The organism is Paenibacillus typhae (assembly GCF_900099765.1).
In the GTDB taxonomy this organism is placed as follows: Bacteria; Bacillota; Bacilli; order Paenibacillales; family Paenibacillaceae; genus Paenibacillus_AQ; species Paenibacillus_AQ typhae.
Genome location: NZ_FNDX01000019.1, coordinates 57,065 through 78,809, shown reverse-complemented (window position 1 = coordinate 78,809; position 21,745 = coordinate 57,065). Strand labels below are relative to the sequence as shown.

The window sequence follows — 21,745 nt, the reverse complement described above, 5'->3', positions numbered from 1 at the left end:
CTCTAGACCGGATTGGGGACAAAGCTGCCGCCCCGGCACGATTTCAGATAGTTCAGCGCATGAACCTGTCCGGTCATTTCCAGATGATCGCGGTATACCGGGTCATGCCAGCCTTCAATGTCAATGGTGCCCTTGTATCCGGCCTGGCGAAGGATGCTGATTACATCGGTCCAGTTCGTATCCCCGAAGCCCGGAGTGCGGTGCCACACATAATCTTTTGGTCCGTGGATGCCATATTCCTTTACGATGTCCCAGGCAATTGTTGCGTCTTTGCCGTGTACATGGAATATCTTATCCGTCCATTTGCGCAGCTGCGGAATGGGATCGATCAGCTGCACCATCTGATGGCAGGGCTCCCATTCCAGGCCGATATTGTCGGCCGGTACGGCATTGAACATCTTCTCCCAGGCGGTAGGGTTATGCGCTATGTTCCAGTCGCCGGTCTTCCAGCTGCCGTCCATGGAGCAATTTTCAAAAGCGATTCTGACTCCTTTATCTGCCGCTCTTTTGGACAGCTCTCCGAATACTTCGGCAAATTTGGGCAGTGATTCATCGATGGACAGGCCGGTCAGCCGTCCGGTGAAACCGTTTACGATATCGGTCCCGAATAAGTGGGCGTGATCAATCAGACGTTCCCAGCTTGCCAGTGTATCTGCATTATCGCCGGTTCCGGTAAGCGGATTGCCGAACACCCCGATCGCTGAAATGACAAACTGGTGCTCCTCGGCCAGCTCCCGCACCCGCGCTGCCGTGTCTGCCAGATCCGTCTTGCCTGTAGTCTGCCAGAAGGTCAGGCTGTAGGATTCAAAGCCGTGACGTGCAATCTGAGGAATCACTCTTACTGCGTCTCCTCCTCCGACCAGTGTACCGATTCTCAATGTATCTTCCATCTTGTGTACCACTCCAATATTGGTTTATAGTTAACTGAATAAACCAAGTATAAGGCTCATTATAAGCAAAATCTCTCCTTATCTTGTGCTAATTTAGCTGAATCTTGTGGGAGTTGATACCGGGATGTCCTATCCGAAAGAGCTCAAGGAATACCCCCAGCTTGAAGAGAAAACCTATCCCTTCCGCGTATTCTTCAACGGGTGCAGGGATGCCCGGCCAGAGCAGAATATCCTTTTTCTGCACTGGCATGAGCATTTTGAAATTATTGTTATGCAAAAAGGCAGCGCTATCTTTCATGTAGACAGCAAGCCCTATCATGCTTCGGCGGGCGACGTCATTATTGTGCCATCAGGCGGACTTCACGTCGGCTATAGTCTAACAAGCGGAGATATTGACTTTGTATCCATCGTGTTCCATGCCTCGCTGTTCAAGGACAGGAACCAGGACTCCCAGCACGAGCAGTTTGTGGCTCCTTACCTGAATAACCGCTACCAGTTTCCTGTAAAGCCGGCGGACAATCTTTCTGCCTGCGCTGCCTATTATACGCTGCTGGAATCGGTGATCCATGAAGTGCAGCTTAAGGGGCCCGCTTTTCAGCTTGTGGTCAAGAATCAGCTGCATTTGTTCTTCACCCTGCTGGCCCGCTCCTTTCCCCCGCAGCAGGTGGAGGGCAGGCAGCAGAGTGAACGCTATTCGGTCAACAGGGAGCGCTTCAAGCCGCTGCTGGAGTATCTGGACAGCCATTATGACGATAAAATCAGTATCGAATTTGCAGCAAAGTTCGTAAATCTTAACCCCTACCATTTCTGCAAAACCTTCAAAAAACTGACCGGCCGCACCTTCATTGACTACGTGAACCTGTGCAGGGTTAATGAGGCTGAACGTCTGCTGCTGGAGACAGATGCTACCATTACTGAAATTGCCGGCAAAGTAGGCTGTGACAATCCAAATTACTTCACTAAGCTGTATAAGCAATACAAAGGGATAACGCCCTCTGCGGCGAGAAAATGACGGATTTCGCATGCGTAAAAAGAGCACCGTTCAGCTATTATGAACGGTGCTCTTCCTTATTGCCGGTGTGCAGCTACTCTATCAGTTCAATCCTCCGCACAGTGGCCTGTGCAGGCAGCGACTCCAGAATGGTTCCCGTCCCCCAGATATGCACCTGCTGTCCCTTTTTCAATCCGGTGACCTCTATTTTCTGCCCGGCAGCATCATAAAGCTCAGAGCGGTCATTGAAGGAGAACCAGTAAGTCGGCGTGTCTTTTCCCGGTTCCAGGATCAGAATACGGTCCACAGTCTCTGACTTCACTTCAACAATGGTTCCGGTTACGCTTGGCTCCCCCAGCTCCTGCACCTCAAAGCGCAGCATTCCGGGATCAATCAGCTTATTCAGAGTCTGTTCGGCAGCCTCCAGGTAATCGTCGGGTACAGTAACGCCAAGCTTGTTCTGCTTGACATCAACCCATGATCCATAGAGATTAAGCTGATTATGCAAATCCTTGTCTGCCAGCAATTTCTGTGCTGCTTCAAGCTCACCGGCAGAATATTTCACATCGTGCAAAATATAGCTGCCGGAAGTGAATTTTTCGGCAAAACGCTGCTCAAGTCCGCTGTCGAGCCCCACAATATTAATATGGACTAGATTGTCCTCCAGATAAATATCCCCGTTGAGAATGCTTTCCTCTGTCAGGAAGAGCTGTACCTTCTCCGGATCCGCCGCAATCTGACCGTCGGATGTAGCTACGGCCCCTTGTGCCGGCGCCGAAGAAGAGCTTGCTGCAGGTGAAGCCGTGCGGGTCACATCCCCTGCATCTGCACAGCCTGCAAGCAGCAGGCTAATCAAACCAAAGCTGAGTCCCGCTATTTTCCATCTGGACATATTCAGCCGCCTTTCCATGATTTCTACTTCTCTAAACGCGATGAACCATGGAAAGGTTGCTGTTAGCCATTTAACGATGAACTGTCAGGAAGCCGGCTGTCTACATCTCAGATACCTGAACCCAGCGCCGTTCCTCAATGGAACGCTCTACTGCTTCCAGCACGGCCTGGCATTTCACGCCGTCATTAAAATTCGGCTCCGGCTGACGGTCTTCGGCAATGGCCGAGGACAGCTCCAGCATTTCATGGATAAACGTGTGCTCGAAACCGATCGTGTGGCCCGGCGGCCACCAGGCCTCCGCGTAATCATGCGCCGGATCCGTAGCGAGCACACGGCGGAAGCCCTGTACATCTTCAGCGTCAGAAGTAAGATACACCTCCAGCTCATTCATCCGCTCGAAGTCAAATTTCACGCTGCCCAGGCTGCCGTTGATTTCAAAAGCATTCGTCGAACGGTGCCCTGCAGCAAACCGCGTTGCCTCAAAACTCCCGATAGCTCCGCCGGTGAAGCGGGCAAGAAACAGTGTCGCATCATCTACAGTGACAGGACCTCTCGGTGCATCCTTCCCGGCTCTCGCGCTGAGTCCGGTCATCTCTGAGGCCAGCGGGCGCTCCTTGACGAACGTTTCGCTCATCCCGATTACTTCCTGAACATCGCCAACCAGGAAATGCGCCAGATCAATCAGATGGGCGCCCAGATCTCCATGTGAACCGGAGCCGGCTACCTCCTTCTGCAGCCTCCAGACGAGCGGAAATTCCGGATCAAGAATCCAATCCTGCAAAAACCAGGCGCGGAAATGATAGATTTGCCCAAGCCGTCCGCTCTCGATCAGCCTTTTCGCCAGCCGTACTGCAGGTGAGAAGCGGTAGTTGAAGCCAATCATATGTTTAACACCGGCTGCGTCCGCTGCTTCCAGCATCTCACGTGAATCTGCCAGATTCAGCGCCAGCGGCTTTTCACAGAAAATATGTTTGCCCGCCTTAGCCGCTGCCAGAGCAATTTCCTTATGAGCGTTGCTTGGGGCATTGATATCAATAAGGTCGATATCCTCTCTTGCAACCAGCTCTTTCCAGTCAGTCACACTCTCGGCCCAGCCCAGCTGGCCGGCTGCCGCGGACACGGCCTCTTCATTGCGTCCGCAGATGACCGCCATCTGAGGCTTCAGCGCCTGCGGAAAAAACATCGGCAAACTGCGGTACGCATTACTGTGCGCCTTGCCCATAAACTTGTAACCGATCATTCCAATGCGAAGCTGTTTCATCTAACTCCTCCTTGAATGAATTCGCTTTCATATGAAACTTTTAATATTGTACCATAACTTTTATGTTTCTACGGAAATTATAGTCTATGAGAAAAAATAGATCGATAAACTTTAAAAAGCAAAGATTAAACAAAAAAATTGTAGGATTAATAAAGTTAATAACTTATTATTTCTTATATTGTTTTTTAGTTGATTATTAGTAAATTATGGATTAGTATCATCTATGGAATTCCACTATTTTCCTTAAAAGGGGAGTGATACAAGAGCAATCAGTTTTTTTCGTTTACTACTAAACCTATAAAAGAGCAATAAAATGAATTTAAAAAGGATTACTCTTTCAACAGGATTTCTATCAGCTTTATTATTAGTTTCATCTGTTGTAAGTGCTGAAGCTAACAATTTTGTTGGATCAGATACCCAATAAAAAGAAGAAGTTAAAATCGAAAATAAAATTGGCATATCACAAGATGTAATTGATGGATTTATTACTGAGGCTTCGAATGAGATTCAAAAGGAAAAACTAACAAAAAGCCTAAAGGGCGTTGCTGCATTAACAACAGAGCGAACATACGATTACATAAGCGTCCAAGATGATGGATACTATTTTTATGAAGAAGACGCGAGTCATGAAAAGAAAGCATTTTTTGTTCCGATTGATCGTTCACTCTCAAGTATTGAGTCAACACCTGTCAAAAGCTCAGTTTCGGAGAATGTATACAAATTACAAAATATAGCTACTCCTTTTGCACAAGTTGATCTACCAGATGGCATTGGCGGAAGACAATATATAGTTAAAAGGGGAAGCTATATTTCTACTTCAGCAACTATCGCGGCACCTTCACAAGTATCCAGAGATAGCGGAGAAAATGCATATACTTACACAGGTTTCATGGCTGGAGCTAACTCTGCTGATATGGGATTAATGTACGATTCAAATGTTGGTATTGGCAGCGCCGAACAAGGATGGAAACCTACTATTCAAATTAACGGAATTACGACTAATTCCTCACTCATTTCACCATATAATCAAGTGCAGGCTTCAAATGCTTATATGGCTGGTTCTCAGGTTACCTTTTATGCTTGGTACAACTATGAAAAGAAAATTCGTATGAAGGTCGATGGAACGGCAATCTGTGCGGACCTTGGCTGTGGGAGATCTGCTGACACTCCTCTGACTACCATAGTAACATCGAATACTGCATATGATATCCAGCCATCTAGTTTCCAAAAATGGAAAGTACTCGCTGTAGTCACAGGTGACGATATTGGTAAAAACAAATCTGTATTTAGTAACATTAAGGTAGATGGCGTTGCAGTGCCTAGTAGTGCCTTCCCGACACCGGATGAAGATGGCGCTACAGTAACTCGCGATGCAAATAACAACGTTACTATTACAGTAACAGGAAAATAATTGCTTTTAGCCAATTTCCTTGTATCACAAGGAAATTGGCTATGCTATTTTTAATTTAAACAAATTAAAGATATAGGGAGTTGTAGCATGCGGAATTCATTAAAGATATTCTTTTCGTCATTAATCGCAATGATGATTATTTCCTGTTTCAGCCGCGAAGGAGCATTTGCAAACAATTCAATACAAGTGATGTTATATGGTGATAGCTTGCCATTAACACACTCTCCGATAATAAAAAATAACGCCGTCCTGGTACCTTTCAAGGATATTTTTTCTGCCTTGGGTTTTACAGTCAGCTTTGACCCGACTGCAAAATCAATTACAGGAGTAAATAAAAATACTGATACTAACATTAAATTACTAGTAAATCAGAAAACAGCTTGGATTAACAACAAGGTATATCCCCTTCAATCTGCACCAGAAATTACAAATGGTGTAACTTATGTGCCGATTCGATTTATAGGTGAAGCCGGAAACCTTCAAGTTAAATGGTACAGTGGTCCGAAAATAGTATCATTATACGCTAAGGATAACCTATTTCCAGTGTCAAGCGGAGGCAAATTCGGATACATCAATTCCCAAGGGAAAATTATTATTAATTATCAATCTAAATTTTCCGATGCATATCGATTTAATGAAGGACTTGCCATTGTATATTCTGGCGGTAAGTTCGCAGGTTTCATAAATCAACAGGGGAAACTGGTTATTCCAAAAGATAATTACTATGACTCAAAGGCATTTTCAGAGGGTTTGGCAGCATACCGGACACTCACAACCGTTTCAAAGTACGGATATATGGACATGACAGGCGCCAGTATAATACCACCACAATATAAGAAGGCTAATCCATTCTCTGAAGGGCTAGCTGCAGTGCAGATTGGAGAAAAATACGGGTACATCGATACTAAAGGTAAAATAGTTATTAAAGCCTTGTATGACAGTGCCACAGACTTTTCTGAGGGTCTAGCATTGGTATCATTAAAAGGGAAGTATCTTTATCTTAATAAAAAAGGGACTGTTATTATATCTGCAAATTATTCGAATGCCGATCTATTTCATTCAGGGCTAGCAGCTGTACAAAAGGAATCTAAATTCGGATTTATCGATAAAAAAGGCCAGTTAGTTATACCTGCTAAATATGATGCCGTTCATTCTTTTTCAGAAGGTTTAGCCGCGGTAAAAATGGATGGTAAAGTTGGTTACATTGATGCCAGAGGCAAACAGATAATCCATAATACATTCGAAGCGGCCGGTGATTTTCATGAAGGACTGGCTATAGCTGAGTCTCAGGGAAAATCCGGTTTTATAAACAAAGCTGGTCAATGGGTTATTCAGCCTACCTTGTCTTGGGCAGAACCGTTCTACCACGAGTTATCTTATGCTTATACAAATGACAGTGAAGTATATATCAATCAGCTTGGACAAATTGTCTGGAGCCAAAAATAGGTTTAATTATATGAAAGAAGCGAGGCCGTTTATAGATGACTAAGAGAGAATTCCGTAGCAGAACATCTTACTATATTATCACCTTGTTAGCCATTTCTGTAATTCTTTTATTGACTGTTATTATCTTTAATAATAATTCATCAAAAATCTCCGCACTTGAGGAAATGCCCAATTACACTGAAATAAAAGGTACGTATAATGTTGAAGGATTGAAATACGAAAAGCAACCCCATCTTGGTAAATCTGATGCTAAGGTTAAAATAGTTGAGTTTGCAGACTTCAAATGTCCCGCATGTAAAAAATGGAAGGAGCTCAATTGGTCAAAACTGAAAAAGGAATTTATTGATACTGGTAAAGCAGAACTATTTTTTATTAATTATGCATTTATTGACCGTGATTCTATTCTGGCTGCTAGTGCCGGAGAAGCGATTGCTAATCAAAGTAACTCCATATTTTGGGATTTTTATGATAAACTCTATGATCAACAAGGTGATGAAACACAAATATGGGCAACTCAAGATTTTCTATTGAAATTTGTAAAAGAAAATATAAGCGGCATTGACTACAGTCTATTTGAAAAAAATTTTAAAGCTCATGAATATATGTTAGATGTAAAGGAAGACTATAAAACTGCTGGACATTTTGGAGTAAATGGAACCCCGCAATTCATGGTTAATGGAGAACTTTTACTGGATTCTTCATATGAAACATTGGCTGAAGCTATTGAAACTCAATTAGCAGTAAAATAATTTCTGTTGTATAAATAAACATAAAAGAAGCACAGACTGTTCACTCTGGCATTCATATGCTTGCCAATTAGCAGAATGTGCTATTTTTTTCTTTTTTCATTAGCTTTTATTAATTATGTTGTTTCCCTTCTCTCTAGTCTAACAGTAGATCACCCCGGTTCCTGTTTCAGCCACTCCTGCGCATGCTTAAGAAATCTGCGAGTGGCAGGCGAAGCATATTTTAGCGAATGAACCGCTATTCCCAGCGAGCGAAAGCTGCGCTCCTCCAGCTCCAGCATGGCTACATTATGGTTCTGGCGGGTGATGATCATTTCCGGCAGAATGCTGATGCCCAGCCCGTTCTCTACCATGGCAATAATCGCCGAATCGTCGCCTACGGTAAATTTAATATTGGGCTTAATTCCCGCCTTGTCCAGCACCCGTCTCGCATCATAGTCGGAGCCCGGCTTCTGGATGATAAAGTCCTCATGAGCGATCTGCGCAAGCGGCATGTAGGGAGCATTCGACAGCGGGTGCTCTCTGGAGAGAACCGCGAGCATACGGTCCTGCTTCAGCGGAAACACCTCGAATTTGTCCCGCGTAGGCAAAGAAATGAATCCGCAGTCAATCATCCCCGACTCGATCCACTGTTCAATTTCGTAGTACCCTCCTTCCATCAGCTTGAATTCAATATACGGATATTCCTTGCGGAACTCCTTAATCATACCCGGCAGCCAATATACAGACACGCTGGTGAAGGTGCCGATCGTAATCGTCCCGGTCTCAAGCCCGTGAATATCGGCAACCTGCTGCTTAAGCTGCTCATTCCACTTGAGGATTTCCCGCATCGCCGGAACCACCTGCTCCCCGCCCCCAGTAAGCTTTACACCGGAACGGCTTCTGAGCAGCAAAGGGAAACCAAACTCATTTTCCAGGCTGCTGATGGTGTGGCTGATTCCCGACTGTGTAAAACCCAGCACTTCAGCCGCTCTCGTTAAACTCCCCAGCTCCACTACGCTCAAGAACACCTCATATTTGCTAAGACTCATAAAAATCAGCTCCTGTACCATATATGAATCTTTCTCATGTATACCATGATAAACATTCAGTTAACTTATGGTTTTGGCAGTATTATACTATACTCACATGATAAGAAAAAGGATGCTGATGATACGAATGAAGCCGCTAAAGGCCGAGCTGCTGCTCATAATGGTAACGCTGTTCTGGGGTTCCTCCTACATTTTCATGAAAATGGGTCTCGATTCTATGGGGGAGTTTAATCTGATCGCTCTGCGTTTCGGCCTCGCCTTTATACTGGCGGCATTTCTGTTTCATAAACGGCTAAGAAGCATTAATAGGCAGACGTTAAAATACGGGGCATTATTAGGTTTTCTGCTGCTTGGCGTATTTACCTGCATCACCTTCGGGCTCCAGACAACCACAACCTCCAATGCCGGTTTCCTGGTTGCGCTGACCGTAGTGTTTGTGCCGCTGTTAGAAGTCCTTGTCTTTCGCAAAAAGGTCTCCCCGCCGCAAATTTTCGGCGCTTTTCTTGCAATCGCAGGCATCGGGCTGCTCACGCTGAACGGCTCACTGCATATCCGGCCCGGTGATTTCCTCTGCATCCTGGCCGCCCTGTTCTATGCCGTGCAGATTCTGCACACCTCTAAAGCCGTCAAGCGCTGTGACTCCCTGAATATCGGTATTCTCCAGCTGGGGTTCGCAGGCGGCTATGCGCTTGTATTATCCGCTATATTTGAAACGCCTGCTCTGCCGTCCTCCATGCCCGGATGGATTGCTATTCTGGCCCTCGGTATACTCTGCAGCGCCTGCGGCTTCATCCTGCAGCCCGTTGCCCAGCAGTACACGACTCCGACACGCACCGGATTGATCTTCTCACTGGAGCCGGTATTCGCCGCTTTCTTTGGTTACTGGTTCGCCGGGGAGCAGCTGTCGATGCAGGGCTACGCTGGTGCTGCCCTGGTAATGCTCGGTATAGTCGCTTCCGAGCTGCTGGGCAAAATGCCTGCAGCACCTCACCCGCTGCGCAGCTTCAAGAAACGCAGGGCAGATTTATAAAATGTTACACGAACAGCCCCGGTAGGAAGCCTCCGGGGCTGTTTTCTTAATCTCCTTTTCGATCAGAGAATCTGTATTTACTGCTGATCTGCCACAGCCTTCACAGCCGCAGCCGGCGCAAGCTTCAGCCCGGTCAATTTACCGGTACTGTCTACAATCAGCGTCAATACAGCCTCTGACGCAGAGAAGGTAAGTGTGCTCTGAATAATGAATGTATCCTCTTTCCGCTCACTGACAGCAGATTTAACCCCGAGATAGTTCCCCGCAACGCCAGCAACCTGCTCCCAATTCTGCCGGATCACCGGCAGGGCAAGAGCCTGGCTGCTGCTGCCTCCGATATACCTTTTTTGCAGCTCCTCATACTGGCCTGTTGCAAGCAACGTGGTCACTGCTCCTGCTGTTACTTCAGGCGAATAAATCTCTGCCCGATTATCTGCCGGATTGTACCCGGCAACCAGTCCGATAGAGGCCAGAAAAGACAGCGGCACATACAGCCGTCCCTGTCTGGTTTCAATAGAGCCTTCATAAGATACCTTTTGCTTGTCGGCCAGTAAGATTTCCCGGCTGCTTAGCTTAAATTCGATTACCTCGTTTACCCGGCTTAACTTTACCGTACCACTGCTTCCTTCATAAGTGATCTTGTACTTCAGCGCCTCAGCGACTTCCCGCAAGGGTACCCATACATTTGCACCGTTTTTGTAAGTAGACGAATCTGCCAGCTGCAGGGCTTGTCCGTTAACAACAACACTCAGGCTTCCGGCTGCTTTTGCCTCATTAACTGTCCATAACCCTGTTCCTGCTGCCAATAACAGAATACTAAGGATAACGGCTGCGACTCTGCTCTTCATCCCGATCACACCTCTCCTGTATTAGAATTATTATGCACGCTGCCTGCAGGGAATAGTCTTATAGTTAACAATAACCGATTCCCCGGCAGTAGTAACCCGTTTCGTGTAAAACACGCTCAGATAGAGTATTAAAATTCTATTCTTTAAGGACGAGTGTATTGTGCATAAGGAACAGATATGATAAATTCATTTCAAGTGATAATGATTATCATTATTAAATAGAAAGGGGTTCATCATGTCTACTTTAAAAAGGTACAGTTCATTGCTGTGCACCGCGATTCTCATTGTATTGCTGGTGGCCGCATGCGGCAGCAGCACGAATAACAGCCCGGAGGCTGCTAATGCATCAGCTACAGCAAATCCGGCACAAACCGCTGAATCTGCTCAGGCAACTGCAGCCCAGACTGCCGGCACTGGCGAAACCAGGAGCTTTACCGATGCCAAGGACCGTCAAATTGAGATTCCGGCCGATCCCCAGCGGATTGTCTATATCGGCAGTGATCCCGGTGATCTGCTCGCCCTGGATGTGAAACCGGCCGGAGCCAGTCTCAGCGTTATCGGGACACAGGTTTCCTACCCTGATCTGCTCGAAGGGATCGAGGATATCGGTTATCCCCCGTCACTGGAGAAGATAGTGGCTCTAAATCCTGACCTGATCCTTTATAATGACTGGGATGAATCGGCTATTGAGTCGGTTTCTGCGATTGCTCCCACGGTGGTAATCGGTGAAGGCGGCACTTTTGAACGGCTGCGGCAGATTGCCCACGCGCTCGGTAAACAGGAGCTGGCCGAACAGAAAATAACTGAATATGAAACCAAGGCAGCGGCGGTCAAGGATCAGCTGAAGCTGGATCTCGGCTCCGGAGACACGGCTACAATCTATCTGCAGCTCGGTAAGACACTCTATGTGATGGGTCATCAGGGAATTTCAGTATCGCTGTATGATATGCTGGGCTTCAAGCCTTCCCCAAGAGTTCAGGAAATGATCGGCAAGGACGAACGGTTTGCGGAAATTTCGGCTGAGGTTCTGGCTGAATATGCCGGAGATGAAGTGTTTGTACTTGGTGATGAGACGGCGGAAACCTCCGCCGCCGTTAAGGAATTAATGGATGGGCCAATCTGGAAGACCATTCCGGCGGTGAAGAATGGCCATGTGTACGTTACTGACAGCAAATGGAACTTTGATGATCTGATCACCCGGACACGCCTGCTTGAGGAGCTGCCCGTGTTAATGGCACAACAATAATCCTTTTGACTATTAATCAGCTCTACTCCACATTAAAATCAAAATAGGTTGCCGGATAAGGCTCTTTAATCAGGGTAAAATGCCACCATTCCTTGGCATACGGCTTAAATCCCTGCCTGACCATAACATCCTTCAGGATTTTGCGGTTCTGATGCTGTGCGGTGCTGACCAATGTGGTATTGTAATAAGAAATGTCACCAAAGAAATCATACGGGCTGCCCATATCCACCAGGGTGCCCGTTTTTTTGTCGGCCAGCGTCAGATCAATGGTACTGCCCCTCGAATGCCCCGATTTTCTGGATATGAACCCCAGCTTGAACAGGTTACGCTTATCGAGCTCAGGATAATACAGGGCCTTATTCTTAATATCTGAAGCATCAAGGGACCAGGCAACAAAGCGGTTGACCGCCTTTTGCGGACGGTAGGCATCATAGATTCTTAGAATATAACCTTTCGCTGAAAGATCATCACTCACTTTTTTCAGGGCATTTGCCGCTTTGGAGGTAGAGATAGCCAGTGGTGCCTTATATCCGCTGACCGGTGCACCGGTAAAATTATATTTGCCGTAATAGCGGATTTGATATTGCGCTTCCGGAATAACCTCATCAAGATATACGAAGCCGGAGGGCAGCTTGTCCTTTTTGACAACCTTGTTGATTGCCGGTTTCCACACTGTATCCTGACCGGTTGTGGCCTGTGCCGATGCCTGATTCGTAGTCAAAACGGACAGCAAGGCTGCACAGACAATCGGGCTTAACACACTAATCTTTTTCCTGTTAAAAATCTGCTTCATGCCTCATGTTGCCCCTTTCTTTATTCCATTTCATCCTCCCGGCTGCTTAGTATACGATCTCATTATAAAGTTGGGCAGTAAAAAAAGACATATCCATTTACGGATATGCCTTTAAAATTTGATTATTTTTGGTTACTTACAAAAAAGACGATTAGTGCATCGGTGCCTGAGTCTTATGCTGTACAACGACACGTTTAATGAAGAATGCTATGATCAATCCGATAACGGCCATCACCATTCCGAATACAAAAGCATTTTGCACCCCATGGGTGAAAGCAGCCAGACCATTCAGCGGGTTGGTAGTGTCGGTCACAGTTTCCATGTAGCTCTTCGTACCGGAAGTCATGATGCTGACAGCGAGCGCAGTACCGATCGCACCGGCAACCTGCTGCAGTGTGTTCATGATTGCCGTACCGTGAGGATAGTACTCCAGCGGCAGCTGATTGATGCCGTTTGTTTGTGCAGGCATCATGATCATCGAAATCCCGATCATCAGCGCGCTGTGCAGCACGATTACGAAAATAACGGTCGATGTAGCGGTAATACTGGAGAAGAACCACAGCGATACAGCCACAACTACCAGACCCGGAATAACAAGCCATTTCGGACCGTATTTATCGAACAAACGACCCATAATCGGTGACATCAGACCATTGATAATACCGCCAGGCAAGAGCAGGAGACCTGCTTTGAATGCTGAGTAGCCCTGACCCTGCTGAAGATACATCGGAAGAATCAGCATGGAGGAAAGAATGATCATCATACAGATAAAGATCATCAACACAGCTACCGTAAACATCGGGAATTTAAAAGCACGCAGGTTGATCATCGGCTGTTTCATCGTCATCTGGCGGATGACGAATAGCACAAGCGCAATTACACCTACAGCAATTGCAGCAATAACCTTGGTACTGCCCCAGCCGCCTTCTTCACCGGCGCTACTGAATCCGAATACGATACCGCCGAATCCGGCGGAGGACAGGATAATCGACAGCACATCAATCTTCGGCTTGGTAACCTCAGATACATTTTGCATGAAGAAAATGCCGCAGATCAGGGACGTTACAAGGAACGGAAGTGACAGCCAGAAGATCCAGTGCCAGGTCAGGTTGGAGATCAGCAGACCGGCAATCGTCGGTCCGATCGCAGGCGCAACCATAATTACAAGACCGATAAGCCCCATCGCTCCGCCTCTTTTTTCAGGCGGGATAATAACCAGTATGGTGTTGAACATCAGCGGCAGCAGCAGAGCTGTACCCATTGCCTGCACCACGCGTGCAAGCAGCAGAACCTCAAAGGTCGGTGCCATTGCGGCAATAAAGGTTCCCAAGATCGAGAAGCTTAGCGCGGCTACAAACAGCTGTCTGGTTGTGAACCATTGGAGCAGCAGGCCCGAAATCGGAACGAGAATTCCCAGAGTCAGCAGATAAGCGGTAGTAAGCCATTGTGCTGTCGACGGGGTAATTTGCAGTATAGTCATTAAATCCGACAGTGCTACATTCAACGCTGTTTCACTGAACATCCCGATAAAGCCGGCGAGCAGCAGAGAAACAAGAATCGGAATGGTTTTAAATTTCTTAACCTCAGGTTGTTGCTTGCCTTGCATTGTTGCTTCCACTCTTGTATCCTCCTGATTTAAATAGTTTTCTCTCTCTGTCTTTCTCTTAACCCAGTATGGCTGGTATAACCTGTACCGCCGCAAGCAGCGGTTGTGTACTCTTGCACGTCAGTGCCTGAAGCAGCGCACCTTCATACAATGAAACGATAACAGAAGCCTTATCCGAGGCAATCTGCTCATCAACGCCTTCTTCCAGCAGACGATGCATGATAACATCCCGCCAGTCCTTGAAGACAGATTGGCAGGCTGAGCGCAGCTCGTCACTGACACAGGAGGTTTCAACGGCGACCCAGAAGCTGAACGGAACAAAGCCTTCGAATGAGGTTTCCTCAGCCTTCCTGGCAACTTCCAGTATAAAATCCTGTATCATGGCGGTTGTGCTCGACTGTTTCTCCGCATAATGCCGGAGCAGCTCTGCAACAAATTCACTTGTCCGGTTGATACAGGTCAATGCCAGCTCCTCTTTCCCGCGGGGAAAGTAATAATAAAGCGATCCCTTGGGCGAGTCACTGTCCTTAATAATCTGATTCAGTCCGGTCGCGTGATAGCCCTGTGTAAAAAACAATCTTGAAGCGGTGTCCACAATCGCCTCACGCGTATTGTGCTTGTTCGACAAGCTCAACACTTCCTTTACCTTTTATAACAATCGGTCTATATAATAGAACCATAAATTTAAACCGTCTGTCAACCGCAAAATCCTTCAAAATTTAAATTTAACCTTATGTTTACATACTTTGCAGATGTCATAACAGGAATTACATTGCCAGCAGATGATTGATCAAGTATAATTTTATTATTCCTATACGAAAGGTGTGCATTAGTATGGCAGAATTAGCTAAGCCCAATGGAATTCCCCGGCCCTTAGTCAAAATCAATCAGGCTTTCATCGTCCTTTCTGTTGTATTGACCTGGTTAACAGGTGCTCACTGGATTCTTGCATTGCCGCTGGCCGCCGGCCTGTCCGGTCTGTTGTTCGGCTATAACCCGGTCATTAAGCTGGCAGGACATTTTCTCCGCAAAGAGCGCTCCTCTTATCTTCAAGAGGACTATGATCAGCAGCAGTTTAACCAGAGCATTGCGGTCTTTTGCCTGGCGGGCGGATGGATCAGCTACCTGGACGGCTGGACTCTTGCAGCTTCCATTTTCACTGCCATGGTGGCAATTGCCGCGACAGTCGCCCTTCTCGGCTTTTGCATCGGCTGCTTCATCCATTATCAATGGAAAATGTATTCGTACAGACGCAAACAGGCAGCATCGCACAAATAAATCCGTGCACATGCTGCCTGTCTTTTTTTATTCAACCGTATAATCGGACAAAATCCTCGCTACAGATGAAGCAAAGCTTTTGCCTGCACCCCAGTCGATCTTGAAAATCATACTATTGGAGCTCCCCGCTGAAATAAGCCGGATGTTAGTTACTCCCTGCAGATTATCCGCAATAATCACCATAGCCGCCTGATTGCCGGAGCGGAGAAAGTAACGTTCGTACACAAGCGTCCCGATCATCCGTCCATCCCCAAGGTCGTTCAGCTCTTCGTGCAGCAGCTCGGCGCCCGTACCCATTCCATCCTTTATCAGCGCCATTGCCACATCCGGATTTACTTTCACATTCAAGGTATACTTATCCGCCACTTCTGATCACTCTCCCCGAAGTAATCTGTTTATGGATTGTCTTAGCAGGCTACTCCTCCTGAACGGCCCCGGCCACATCCCAGCGGTGGCTGAACTTCGCTAGTCGCGGGTGAAGCTGCTGCGGCTCAGCCGACAGAATCAGGCGCAGCTTGACAATCCACTCTTCAAAAGAAGAATACGAAGCAAACAGATTTGCCGTTTCAGGTGTCAGGTACAAAAAGTACGGCGGCGGGTATACATCACTGATATGACGCAGCGCCGTATCGAGGGGGGTATATTTCTTCCGCTTGCCTTCGAGGGTCTCTATGGTGATAAAGGAGCGGCCCTGGTCTCTTTTCCACTCATGCAGCCGGTCTTCACGTTTATAATAGGATCGGACAGGCTCTTTGCTCATCCGTCTCACCGTTTCCTCATGCAGCGGGTACAGAACCAGCTTGGTGAACTTGCGTTCTGCCGCTGTGTTGGCCGCTGCTTCAAGCTCATGGTCGGTAATATGCTCAAACGAATCGTAGAAAATCAAAGTCCCTTTACGTTCCTTGGCCGGCGGCTCATAGCCGTAAGGCACATGCTGAATGTCCCGTTTCATGATTACCCTCCTGCATATTGGTTATTTACAGCATACCATGCCGGGCGGCTGAATCAAAAACGGGCATCCGCTGCTGCGCATACGCCGCAGCACCTAAAGTGCCTGCCCGGCTGCCCAGCTCAGCCTGAACAATGTCGCAGCTGCTCCCGGACAGCTTCAGGGCATGAGCATTCACGGTCTCCCTGACCGTGCTGAGAAGCCGGTCACCTGCTGCCGACATACCGCCCCCGATAATAATCCGCTGCGGGTTTAGCAGATTAATGACGTTGGACAGACCGAAGCCCAGCAGCTCTCCCGTCTCGTGCATAACCTCCACTGCCAGCGGATCGTGAAGGTCATAGGCTTCCGAGATCATTTTAGCCGTAAAAGCCGCTTCGTCACCGCTTGTCCATTCCTGAAGGATACTTCTTCTTCCGGCCGCCAGCTTTTCCTTGAGTGTATTTACCATACCCACCGCGGAGACGTAACGGCCCAGACAGCCGGAGCTGCCGCAGCGGCAAGGGCGCCCTTGCCTGTACATATTCATATGCCCGATTTCACCGGCGCTGAAGGTGGTTCCGTACAGAACTCTGCCGTCATGCACAATACCGGAGCCTAGCCCCGTCCCCAGTGTAAGCAGCACCAGATTGCTGCAGCCCCGTCCGGCTCCATGCAGCCATTCCCCGTACAAATTGACCCGTACATCATTGTCGATAAAGACCGGGAAGCTGTAGTGCTGCTTCATTTCGTTTATTATATGTACCTGCTCCCAGCCCGGAAAATTCGGGGAAAAGACGGACAGACCTTCATACGGGTCCAGCAGTCCCGGTATTCCCATGCCCATAGCTGCAATCTCCCGCAGAGGAATGCCGTTCCCAATGGTGAGCAGGTTTACGGCCACTCTGATCCGTTCAAGCACATGTGCCGGCCCTTGCGCCGCTTCTGTGAGGATAGATAGTTCCTTGACTGGTGCAAATTCAGTATCATACAAACCAGCCTTGATATTTGTTCCCCCCAAATCAACACCTATGATATATCTGTTCATCACCGCTCAGCCCGTCCTTTTTTGGCATAATGTCATTATTATGTAGTACAACCTTTATTATGGGCTTTAATTTTTACGGCGGTTAGTATTTTTATCGCATCCCGGTAGTATGATCTGATGAATTTAATGTAGCGGATTATGAGCATGCAAAAAAAGCAGACGGATAATTTCTCATCCACCTGCCTCCAAAGAAGATATTGTATTAGGAACCCGCTCCCTTATACCGCTTAACCCCGTAATTCCAGCATAGAAGCCCGATGCTCAGGAATACAGCCCCGACAACCGGTGTCAGAATAGCCATTCCCCGCATCTCATCCCGCTGTAGGAACAGGGCTGCAGGATAAATCCCGACAAAGGCAAAAGGAATAATCCAGGTAAGCAGCACCTGAATCGCCCGGTTGTAGATGGTCACCGGATAACGTCCGTAGTTCTGGATGTTATACATCAGCGGCAGTATGCCGGTTGGGGCATCGGAATAGAACGACAACGAAGTCAGTGCCGTGTAAATCCCGGTATAGATCGCCACTGCACTTAACGTGAGCAGCAGAAGCACTGGAATAGTCCACCATTCAAAGGGCAAACCAAGATTAGCGCCACTTATAGCCATAATGACGAGCCCGATGAAGGAGCCGATCAGGGACGGCGGGTCTACATTTTCCAGCAGGATCTGAAACAGGTTATGCGCCGGACGGGTCAGCACGCGGTCCATCTCGCCTTTGACGATATAGCGCTCACTGAAATTCCACATATTCACAAAGCAGCTGAAAACACCGAAGGGAACCATGAAGAAACCATAAACAAAGACCACTTCATTCTGATTCCAGCCGCCCAGGCTTTCCGTATGCATAAAGATGACCATGATAAAAATAAAGTTCGTCGCTTGAAACAGCAGGTCCGAGATAACCTCTACCCAAAAATCAGCGCGGTAGGTTAACCGGGTTTTCATATAATTTTTGAGATATTCCCATAATAAGCCTAAATGATACATCTGCTTAGCCCCCCTGCACGAACAGCCGCTTGCGCGCCGCATAATAAAGCCAGACAATCGGAATCAGCAGCACCAGGAACCAGAAGACCTGAATACCGAGCACATTCCAGATGCCCACCCCTTGTACGCGTCCTGTAAAAACTGAGCCCGGAAGGTATGTAATGGCCTGAAACGGCAATACATCCAGCACAGAGGACAACCAGCCCGGAAACAGGCTGATCGGAACGATCAGACCGGAGAAGAGATCAACAATGACCCGCTTCATCCGCATCACACCCTCATTATTTTCCACAAAAAAAGCGCTCAGCCCGGTGATCACATTAATCTGTGAACTGATCAGGAAGCTGAAGAAGAGCATGACCAAAAACCCAATCCAAGCGGCGGGATCTGTCGGGAGCTCAACCGGAAAGAGCAGAACCGCCACAACCATTCCCGGAATCATCAGCATCAGGAAGCGGAACAGGCCTTCCCCGAGCCCCTGCATCATTTTGACGAGCACATAGTTATACGGACGGATGAACTGGATCGCAATGCTCCCGTCACGGATATCTGATGAAATCTCCCGGTCAAGGTTGTTGAAATAAAAGGCTCTCGCCATCCAGGAGACGGCAACATAGGTGGTCATCTGCGCACTGGTAAAGCCGCCCAAGGATTCACCCCCGCCGTAAATAGCCTTCCATGTGAAGTAATTGACTCCGATATTTAAGGTATAGATCAGGATACCTGAATAATAATTAACACGGTATGCAAGCATGGTCAAAAAACGGATACGAATAAAATCAAAATAGGCTCCCAGCAGCAGCAGTTTCCCGTTCTCCTGTGAACCGCCGGCCTCTAGAGATTTAGACATGTGCCGCCTCTTTCTCTTCCTGCAGTGCCGCGATTTTATCCTCCGGCTTGTCTGCAGAGCCGGACTGATAGATACTCCGTACAATCTCATCCGTATTCGTCTCGATAATTTTGATGTCGGTAATATCCGCCGCTCCGACCACACGGGCCAGCACATCCGAAACGTTCAGCTCAAGCGGAATCCATACCTTGGCACCCAGATCGTTCTCCGCTGTCCAGGTGACAGGCATTCCCTCTGTCCATTGTACGAGCTGAGCCAGCCTGGTAGCCGCGCCGAACTGGAACTGCACCTCACGCCCGGTTCCCCAGCGCTGTTTCAGCTCCTCAAGACCGCCATCATAAATAATCCGTCCGTCATCCAGCATAATGACCCTTGAGCATAGGGCTTCTATATCCTGCAGATCATGGGTTGTCAGCAAAATGGTGGTGCCGTGCTCACGGTTCGTATCCTTGAGAAAATCACGGATTTCCGACTTCACGACGATATCCAGGCCGATGGTCGGCTCGTCCAGAAACAGAATGGACGGGTTATGCAGAAGCGCAGCGACCAGCTCGCAGCGCATCCGCTGTCCAAGACTCAGCTTGCGGACGGGCCGGTTAAGAAGCTCTTGGAGCTCAAGCCGCTCGACAAGCTCATCCAGCCGCTTTTTAAAATCATGCTCCGATACTCTGTATACTTTACGCAGCAGCTGAAAGGATTCAATAACGCCGATGTCCCACCAAAGCTGGCTGCGCTGGCCAAATACAACGCCGATGTTCTGAACGAACTTCTCGCGCTCCATATAAGGAACAAATCCGCCTACTGACACTTGGCCTGAAGTCGGGACAAGAATGCCCGTGAGCATCTTGATTGTCGTCGACTTGCCTGCCCCGTTCTCCCCGATGTAGCCGCAGATTTCGCCCTCCGGAATCTTGAACGAAATATCTTTAACAGCGGTAACCTCGGAATACTGCCGTTTAAACAAATCAGCGAAGGCCCCTTTGAGGCCCTCGCGGTTTTTTTGGACTTTAAAGGTTTTGCGTAAGTCCTGCACTTCAATTGCGTTCATAGAGGTACCTCGCTAACTATAAGTTGGGTTCAGTTCTCCATTATAATGGACAGAGCGGAAAAGCACTACCCCTCATTATTTAGCGACTCTTCCTTCAAAAAAATCAGCCGTCTTCACTGCCTCCAGATGCCCGGAGCGGGTAACCTTGGTCCGCAGGTACTTTTCGTTAAAGACGGACACATCTCCCCACAGCGGAATCCGTTTACCGGTATTCATTCCGGCCGCCTTCAAAGCCTCAAGCTTCTTCGGATTGTTCGTGATCAAAGTGACCGGTTTGCTGCGCAGGTGCTGCAGAACGCTGATCGCGTCGCTGTAATCCCGTGAATCATCGGCAAAGCCCAATTCGAGGTTAGCTTCTACTGTATCATAGCCTTCCTCCTGAAGAATGTAGGCCATCGCTTTGCTGAACAGCCCGATGCCTCTGCCTTCATGGTTAGCCAAATAGAACAGCGCCCCGGAGCCGTGCTGTGCGATCATCTTCATCGACTGGCGCAGCTGGAATCCGCAGTCGCAGCGCTTGCTTCCGAAGATATCCCCGGTATGGCAGATGCTGTGCATCCGGATCAGGGCCTCGTCTGAGTGTTCAAAATCACCATATACAAGTACACTCGACTGCTGCGCATCAGCAAGCTTCAGCGAAGAAAGCCGGGAGATCAGAAGCTCTGTTGCTTCCTTCGTATCGCCCTGCTGAAGATCTTCATCAGCTGCATTAAGCCAGCTGTACCATTTAAAAGTAACCGTCTCTCCATCCAGATTGACAGGTAAGGTGATCGGTCCGACCAGAATGTTTGTATTGTCATTGTTAGTAATCCACTTGATCTTATTCTGCAATATAGAAATGATATCCGGTTTAATCATAATTGCACCATCCTAAAATTTAATTATCAAAATTCGCTGTAGTAACTATTTGTAAGTTAGTTTATCATTGTAATATAACTTCGTCAAGTTATAATATATATATAAATATTTATAATTACTTATTGTAAGTTTATGATATAATGAATGCAGAGGTGAGCTAAATGAATGAGTTCGAGATGTGTCCCCGCTTTGAGAAGGCGGTAGATGTTCTAAGCAAACGCTGGGTCGCACTGATCGTATTTGTATTGATGCAGGGCCCCCGCCGGTTTGGTGAAATCGAGGGCTGCCTGTCTAACCTCAGCGGTAAGGTATTATCTGACCGGCTGAAGGAAATGGAAAACGAAGGTATCATTCAGCGGACAGTATATCCCGAAATGCCGGTGCGCATTGAATACTCCCTGACTGCCAAGGGCAATGCCCTGGCTCCGATTCTGGGAGAAATCAGCAGCTGGTCCTCTGAATGGATTGAGCTTGGAGTCAAGCAGTGAGCCCCGCGCTTGAAGCAGATAAGCGCCCTTTTTGAACCGGATTCCGGCTCAAAAGGGCGCTTGTTTGT

General features: G+C 47.8%; 23 protein-coding genes. 8 read left to right on the top strand and 15 right to left on the bottom strand.

Going from position 1 to position 21,745, the window contains the following annotated elements:
* Positions 1 to 2: 2 nt before the first annotated feature.
* The gene (locus tag BLR64_RS16570; RefSeq protein WP_068726125.1) at positions 3 to 890 is read right to left on the bottom strand and encodes a sugar phosphate isomerase/epimerase family protein; all 888 of its coding nucleotides are present in this window, start codon (positions 888 to 890) and stop codon (positions 3 to 5) included.
* A 124-nt stretch (positions 891 to 1,014) separates the two neighbouring features.
* Here BLR64_RS16570 and BLR64_RS16565 point away from each other — a divergent pair, with 124 nt between their 5' ends.
* Positions 1,015 to 1,902: an AraC family transcriptional regulator gene (locus BLR64_RS16565; protein WP_090715801.1), complete on the top strand. Its 888-nt coding sequence runs from the start codon at positions 1,015 to 1,017 to the stop codon at positions 1,900 to 1,902.
* A gap of 73 nt (positions 1,903 to 1,975) precedes the next feature.
* On the opposite strand, the gene BLR64_RS16560 is transcribed toward BLR64_RS16565, so the two are convergent.
* Both BLR64_RS16560 and BLR64_RS16555 read right to left on the bottom strand, forming a co-directional pair.
* Positions 1,976 to 2,773 carry a DUF3221 domain-containing protein gene (locus tag BLR64_RS16560; protein WP_167360702.1) on the bottom strand — a complete coding sequence of 266 codons (798 nt, stop codon included), beginning with the start codon at positions 2,771 to 2,773 and terminating at the stop codon, positions 1,976 to 1,978.
* Positions 2,774 to 2,873: 100 nt separating this feature from the next.
* Positions 2,874 to 4,034, bottom strand: a complete 1,161-nt coding sequence (locus BLR64_RS16555) for a Gfo/Idh/MocA family protein (RefSeq protein WP_090715798.1) — start codon at positions 4,032 to 4,034, stop codon at positions 2,874 to 2,876.
* A gap of 439 nt (positions 4,035 to 4,473) precedes the next feature.
* On the opposite strand from BLR64_RS16555, the gene BLR64_RS30830 reads away from it, so the two are divergent.
* The 3 genes from BLR64_RS30830 to BLR64_RS16540 all read left to right on the top strand — a co-directional run bounded on the left by BLR64_RS30830 (position 4,474) and on the right by BLR64_RS16540 (position 7,640).
* Complete coding sequence (locus tag BLR64_RS30830) at positions 4,474 to 5,445, top strand: YrpD family protein (protein WP_090715796.1); 972 nt, start codon at positions 4,474 to 4,476, stop codon at positions 5,443 to 5,445.
* Between the two features lie 87 nt (positions 5,446 to 5,532).
* Positions 5,533 to 6,891, top strand: coding sequence for a WG repeat-containing protein (locus BLR64_RS16545; protein WP_090715794.1), 1,359 nt, complete (start codon positions 5,533 to 5,535; stop codon positions 6,889 to 6,891).
* A gap of 35 nt (positions 6,892 to 6,926) precedes the next feature.
* Entirely contained in the window at positions 6,927 to 7,640 is a 714-nt protein-coding gene (locus BLR64_RS16540; RefSeq protein WP_090715793.1) for a thioredoxin domain-containing protein, read from the top strand.
* Positions 7,641 to 7,789: 149 nt separating this feature from the next.
* Here BLR64_RS16540 and BLR64_RS16535 read toward each other — a convergent pair whose 3' ends face one another.
* On the bottom strand, positions 7,790 to 8,668 hold the full coding sequence (locus BLR64_RS16535; protein ID WP_090715849.1) for a LysR family transcriptional regulator: 879 nt from the start codon (positions 8,666 to 8,668) through the stop codon (positions 7,790 to 7,792).
* Between the two features lie 127 nt (positions 8,669 to 8,795).
* Between BLR64_RS16535 and BLR64_RS16530 the strand changes: the two genes are divergently transcribed.
* Entirely contained in the window at positions 8,796 to 9,698 is a 903-nt protein-coding gene (locus BLR64_RS16530; RefSeq protein WP_090715791.1) for a DMT family transporter, read from the top strand.
* A gap of 77 nt (positions 9,699 to 9,775) precedes the next feature.
* Here the strand turns inward: BLR64_RS16530 and BLR64_RS16525 are convergent, their stop codons facing one another.
* The gene (locus BLR64_RS16525) at positions 9,776 to 10,546 is read right to left on the bottom strand and encodes a stalk domain-containing protein (RefSeq protein WP_090715790.1); all 771 of its coding nucleotides are present in this window, start codon (positions 10,544 to 10,546) and stop codon (positions 9,776 to 9,778) included.
* A 235-nt stretch (positions 10,547 to 10,781) separates the two neighbouring features.
* Between BLR64_RS16525 and BLR64_RS16520 the strand changes: the two genes are divergently transcribed.
* Entirely contained in the window at positions 10,782 to 11,792 is a 1,011-nt protein-coding gene (locus BLR64_RS16520) for an ABC transporter substrate-binding protein (protein WP_090715788.1), read from the top strand.
* Between the two features lie 22 nt (positions 11,793 to 11,814).
* Here BLR64_RS16520 and BLR64_RS16515 read toward each other — a convergent pair whose 3' ends face one another.
* From BLR64_RS16515 to BLR64_RS16505, 3 genes are all read right to left on the bottom strand, one after another.
* On the bottom strand, positions 11,815 to 12,585 hold the full coding sequence (locus BLR64_RS16515) for a M15 family metallopeptidase (protein WP_090715787.1): 771 nt from the start codon (positions 12,583 to 12,585) through the stop codon (positions 11,815 to 11,817).
* A 151-nt stretch (positions 12,586 to 12,736) separates the two neighbouring features.
* Positions 12,737 to 14,191: a DHA2 family efflux MFS transporter permease subunit gene (locus BLR64_RS16510; RefSeq protein ID WP_090715847.1), complete on the bottom strand. Its 1,455-nt coding sequence runs from the start codon at positions 14,189 to 14,191 to the stop codon at positions 12,737 to 12,739.
* A 58-nt stretch (positions 14,192 to 14,249) separates the two neighbouring features.
* On the bottom strand, positions 14,250 to 14,819 hold the full coding sequence (locus BLR64_RS16505) for a TetR/AcrR family transcriptional regulator (RefSeq protein WP_090715785.1): 570 nt from the start codon (positions 14,817 to 14,819) through the stop codon (positions 14,250 to 14,252).
* Between the two features lie 206 nt (positions 14,820 to 15,025).
* Here BLR64_RS16505 and BLR64_RS16500 point away from each other — a divergent pair, with 206 nt between their 5' ends.
* Entirely contained in the window at positions 15,026 to 15,469 is a 444-nt protein-coding gene (locus BLR64_RS16500) for a DUF4395 domain-containing protein (protein WP_090715783.1), read from the top strand.
* A gap of 27 nt (positions 15,470 to 15,496) precedes the next feature.
* Here the strand turns inward: BLR64_RS16500 and BLR64_RS16495 are convergent, their stop codons facing one another.
* From BLR64_RS16495 to BLR64_RS16465, 7 genes are all read right to left on the bottom strand, one after another.
* Positions 15,497 to 15,835 (bottom strand): DUF6054 family protein, encoded by a 339-nt coding sequence (locus BLR64_RS16495; protein ID WP_208607188.1) that lies wholly within the window; start codon positions 15,833 to 15,835, stop codon positions 15,497 to 15,499.
* Between the two features lie 49 nt (positions 15,836 to 15,884).
* Complete coding sequence (locus BLR64_RS16490) at positions 15,885 to 16,421, bottom strand: hypothetical protein (protein ID WP_090715782.1); 537 nt, start codon at positions 16,419 to 16,421, stop codon at positions 15,885 to 15,887.
* Between the two features lie 25 nt (positions 16,422 to 16,446).
* A complete protein-coding gene (locus BLR64_RS16485) occupies positions 16,447 to 17,445 on the bottom strand; it encodes an ROK family protein (protein WP_090715780.1) in 999 nt (332 codons plus the stop codon).
* A 202-nt stretch (positions 17,446 to 17,647) separates the two neighbouring features.
* Positions 17,648 to 18,433 carry an ABC transporter permease gene (locus BLR64_RS16480; RefSeq protein ID WP_090715779.1) on the bottom strand — a complete coding sequence of 262 codons (786 nt, stop codon included), beginning with the start codon at positions 18,431 to 18,433 and terminating at the stop codon, positions 17,648 to 17,650.
* A gap of 4 nt (positions 18,434 to 18,437) precedes the next feature.
* Positions 18,438 to 19,232 carry an ABC transporter permease gene (locus BLR64_RS16475; protein WP_090715843.1) on the bottom strand — a complete coding sequence of 265 codons (795 nt, stop codon included), beginning with the start codon at positions 19,230 to 19,232 and terminating at the stop codon, positions 18,438 to 18,440.
* A gap of 43 nt (positions 19,233 to 19,275) precedes the next feature.
* Positions 19,276 to 20,331 (bottom strand): ABC transporter ATP-binding protein, encoded by a 1,056-nt coding sequence (locus tag BLR64_RS16470; protein WP_090715777.1) that lies wholly within the window; start codon positions 20,329 to 20,331, stop codon positions 19,276 to 19,278.
* A gap of 75 nt (positions 20,332 to 20,406) precedes the next feature.
* Positions 20,407 to 21,189: a GTP cyclohydrolase II gene (locus tag BLR64_RS16465; RefSeq protein ID WP_090715776.1), complete on the bottom strand. Its 783-nt coding sequence runs from the start codon at positions 21,187 to 21,189 to the stop codon at positions 20,407 to 20,409.
* A gap of 161 nt (positions 21,190 to 21,350) precedes the next feature.
* Between BLR64_RS16465 and BLR64_RS16460 the strand changes: the two genes are divergently transcribed.
* Complete coding sequence (locus tag BLR64_RS16460) at positions 21,351 to 21,677, top strand: winged helix-turn-helix transcriptional regulator (RefSeq protein ID WP_090715774.1); 327 nt, start codon at positions 21,351 to 21,353, stop codon at positions 21,675 to 21,677.
* Positions 21,678 to 21,745 lie beyond the last annotated feature (68 nt).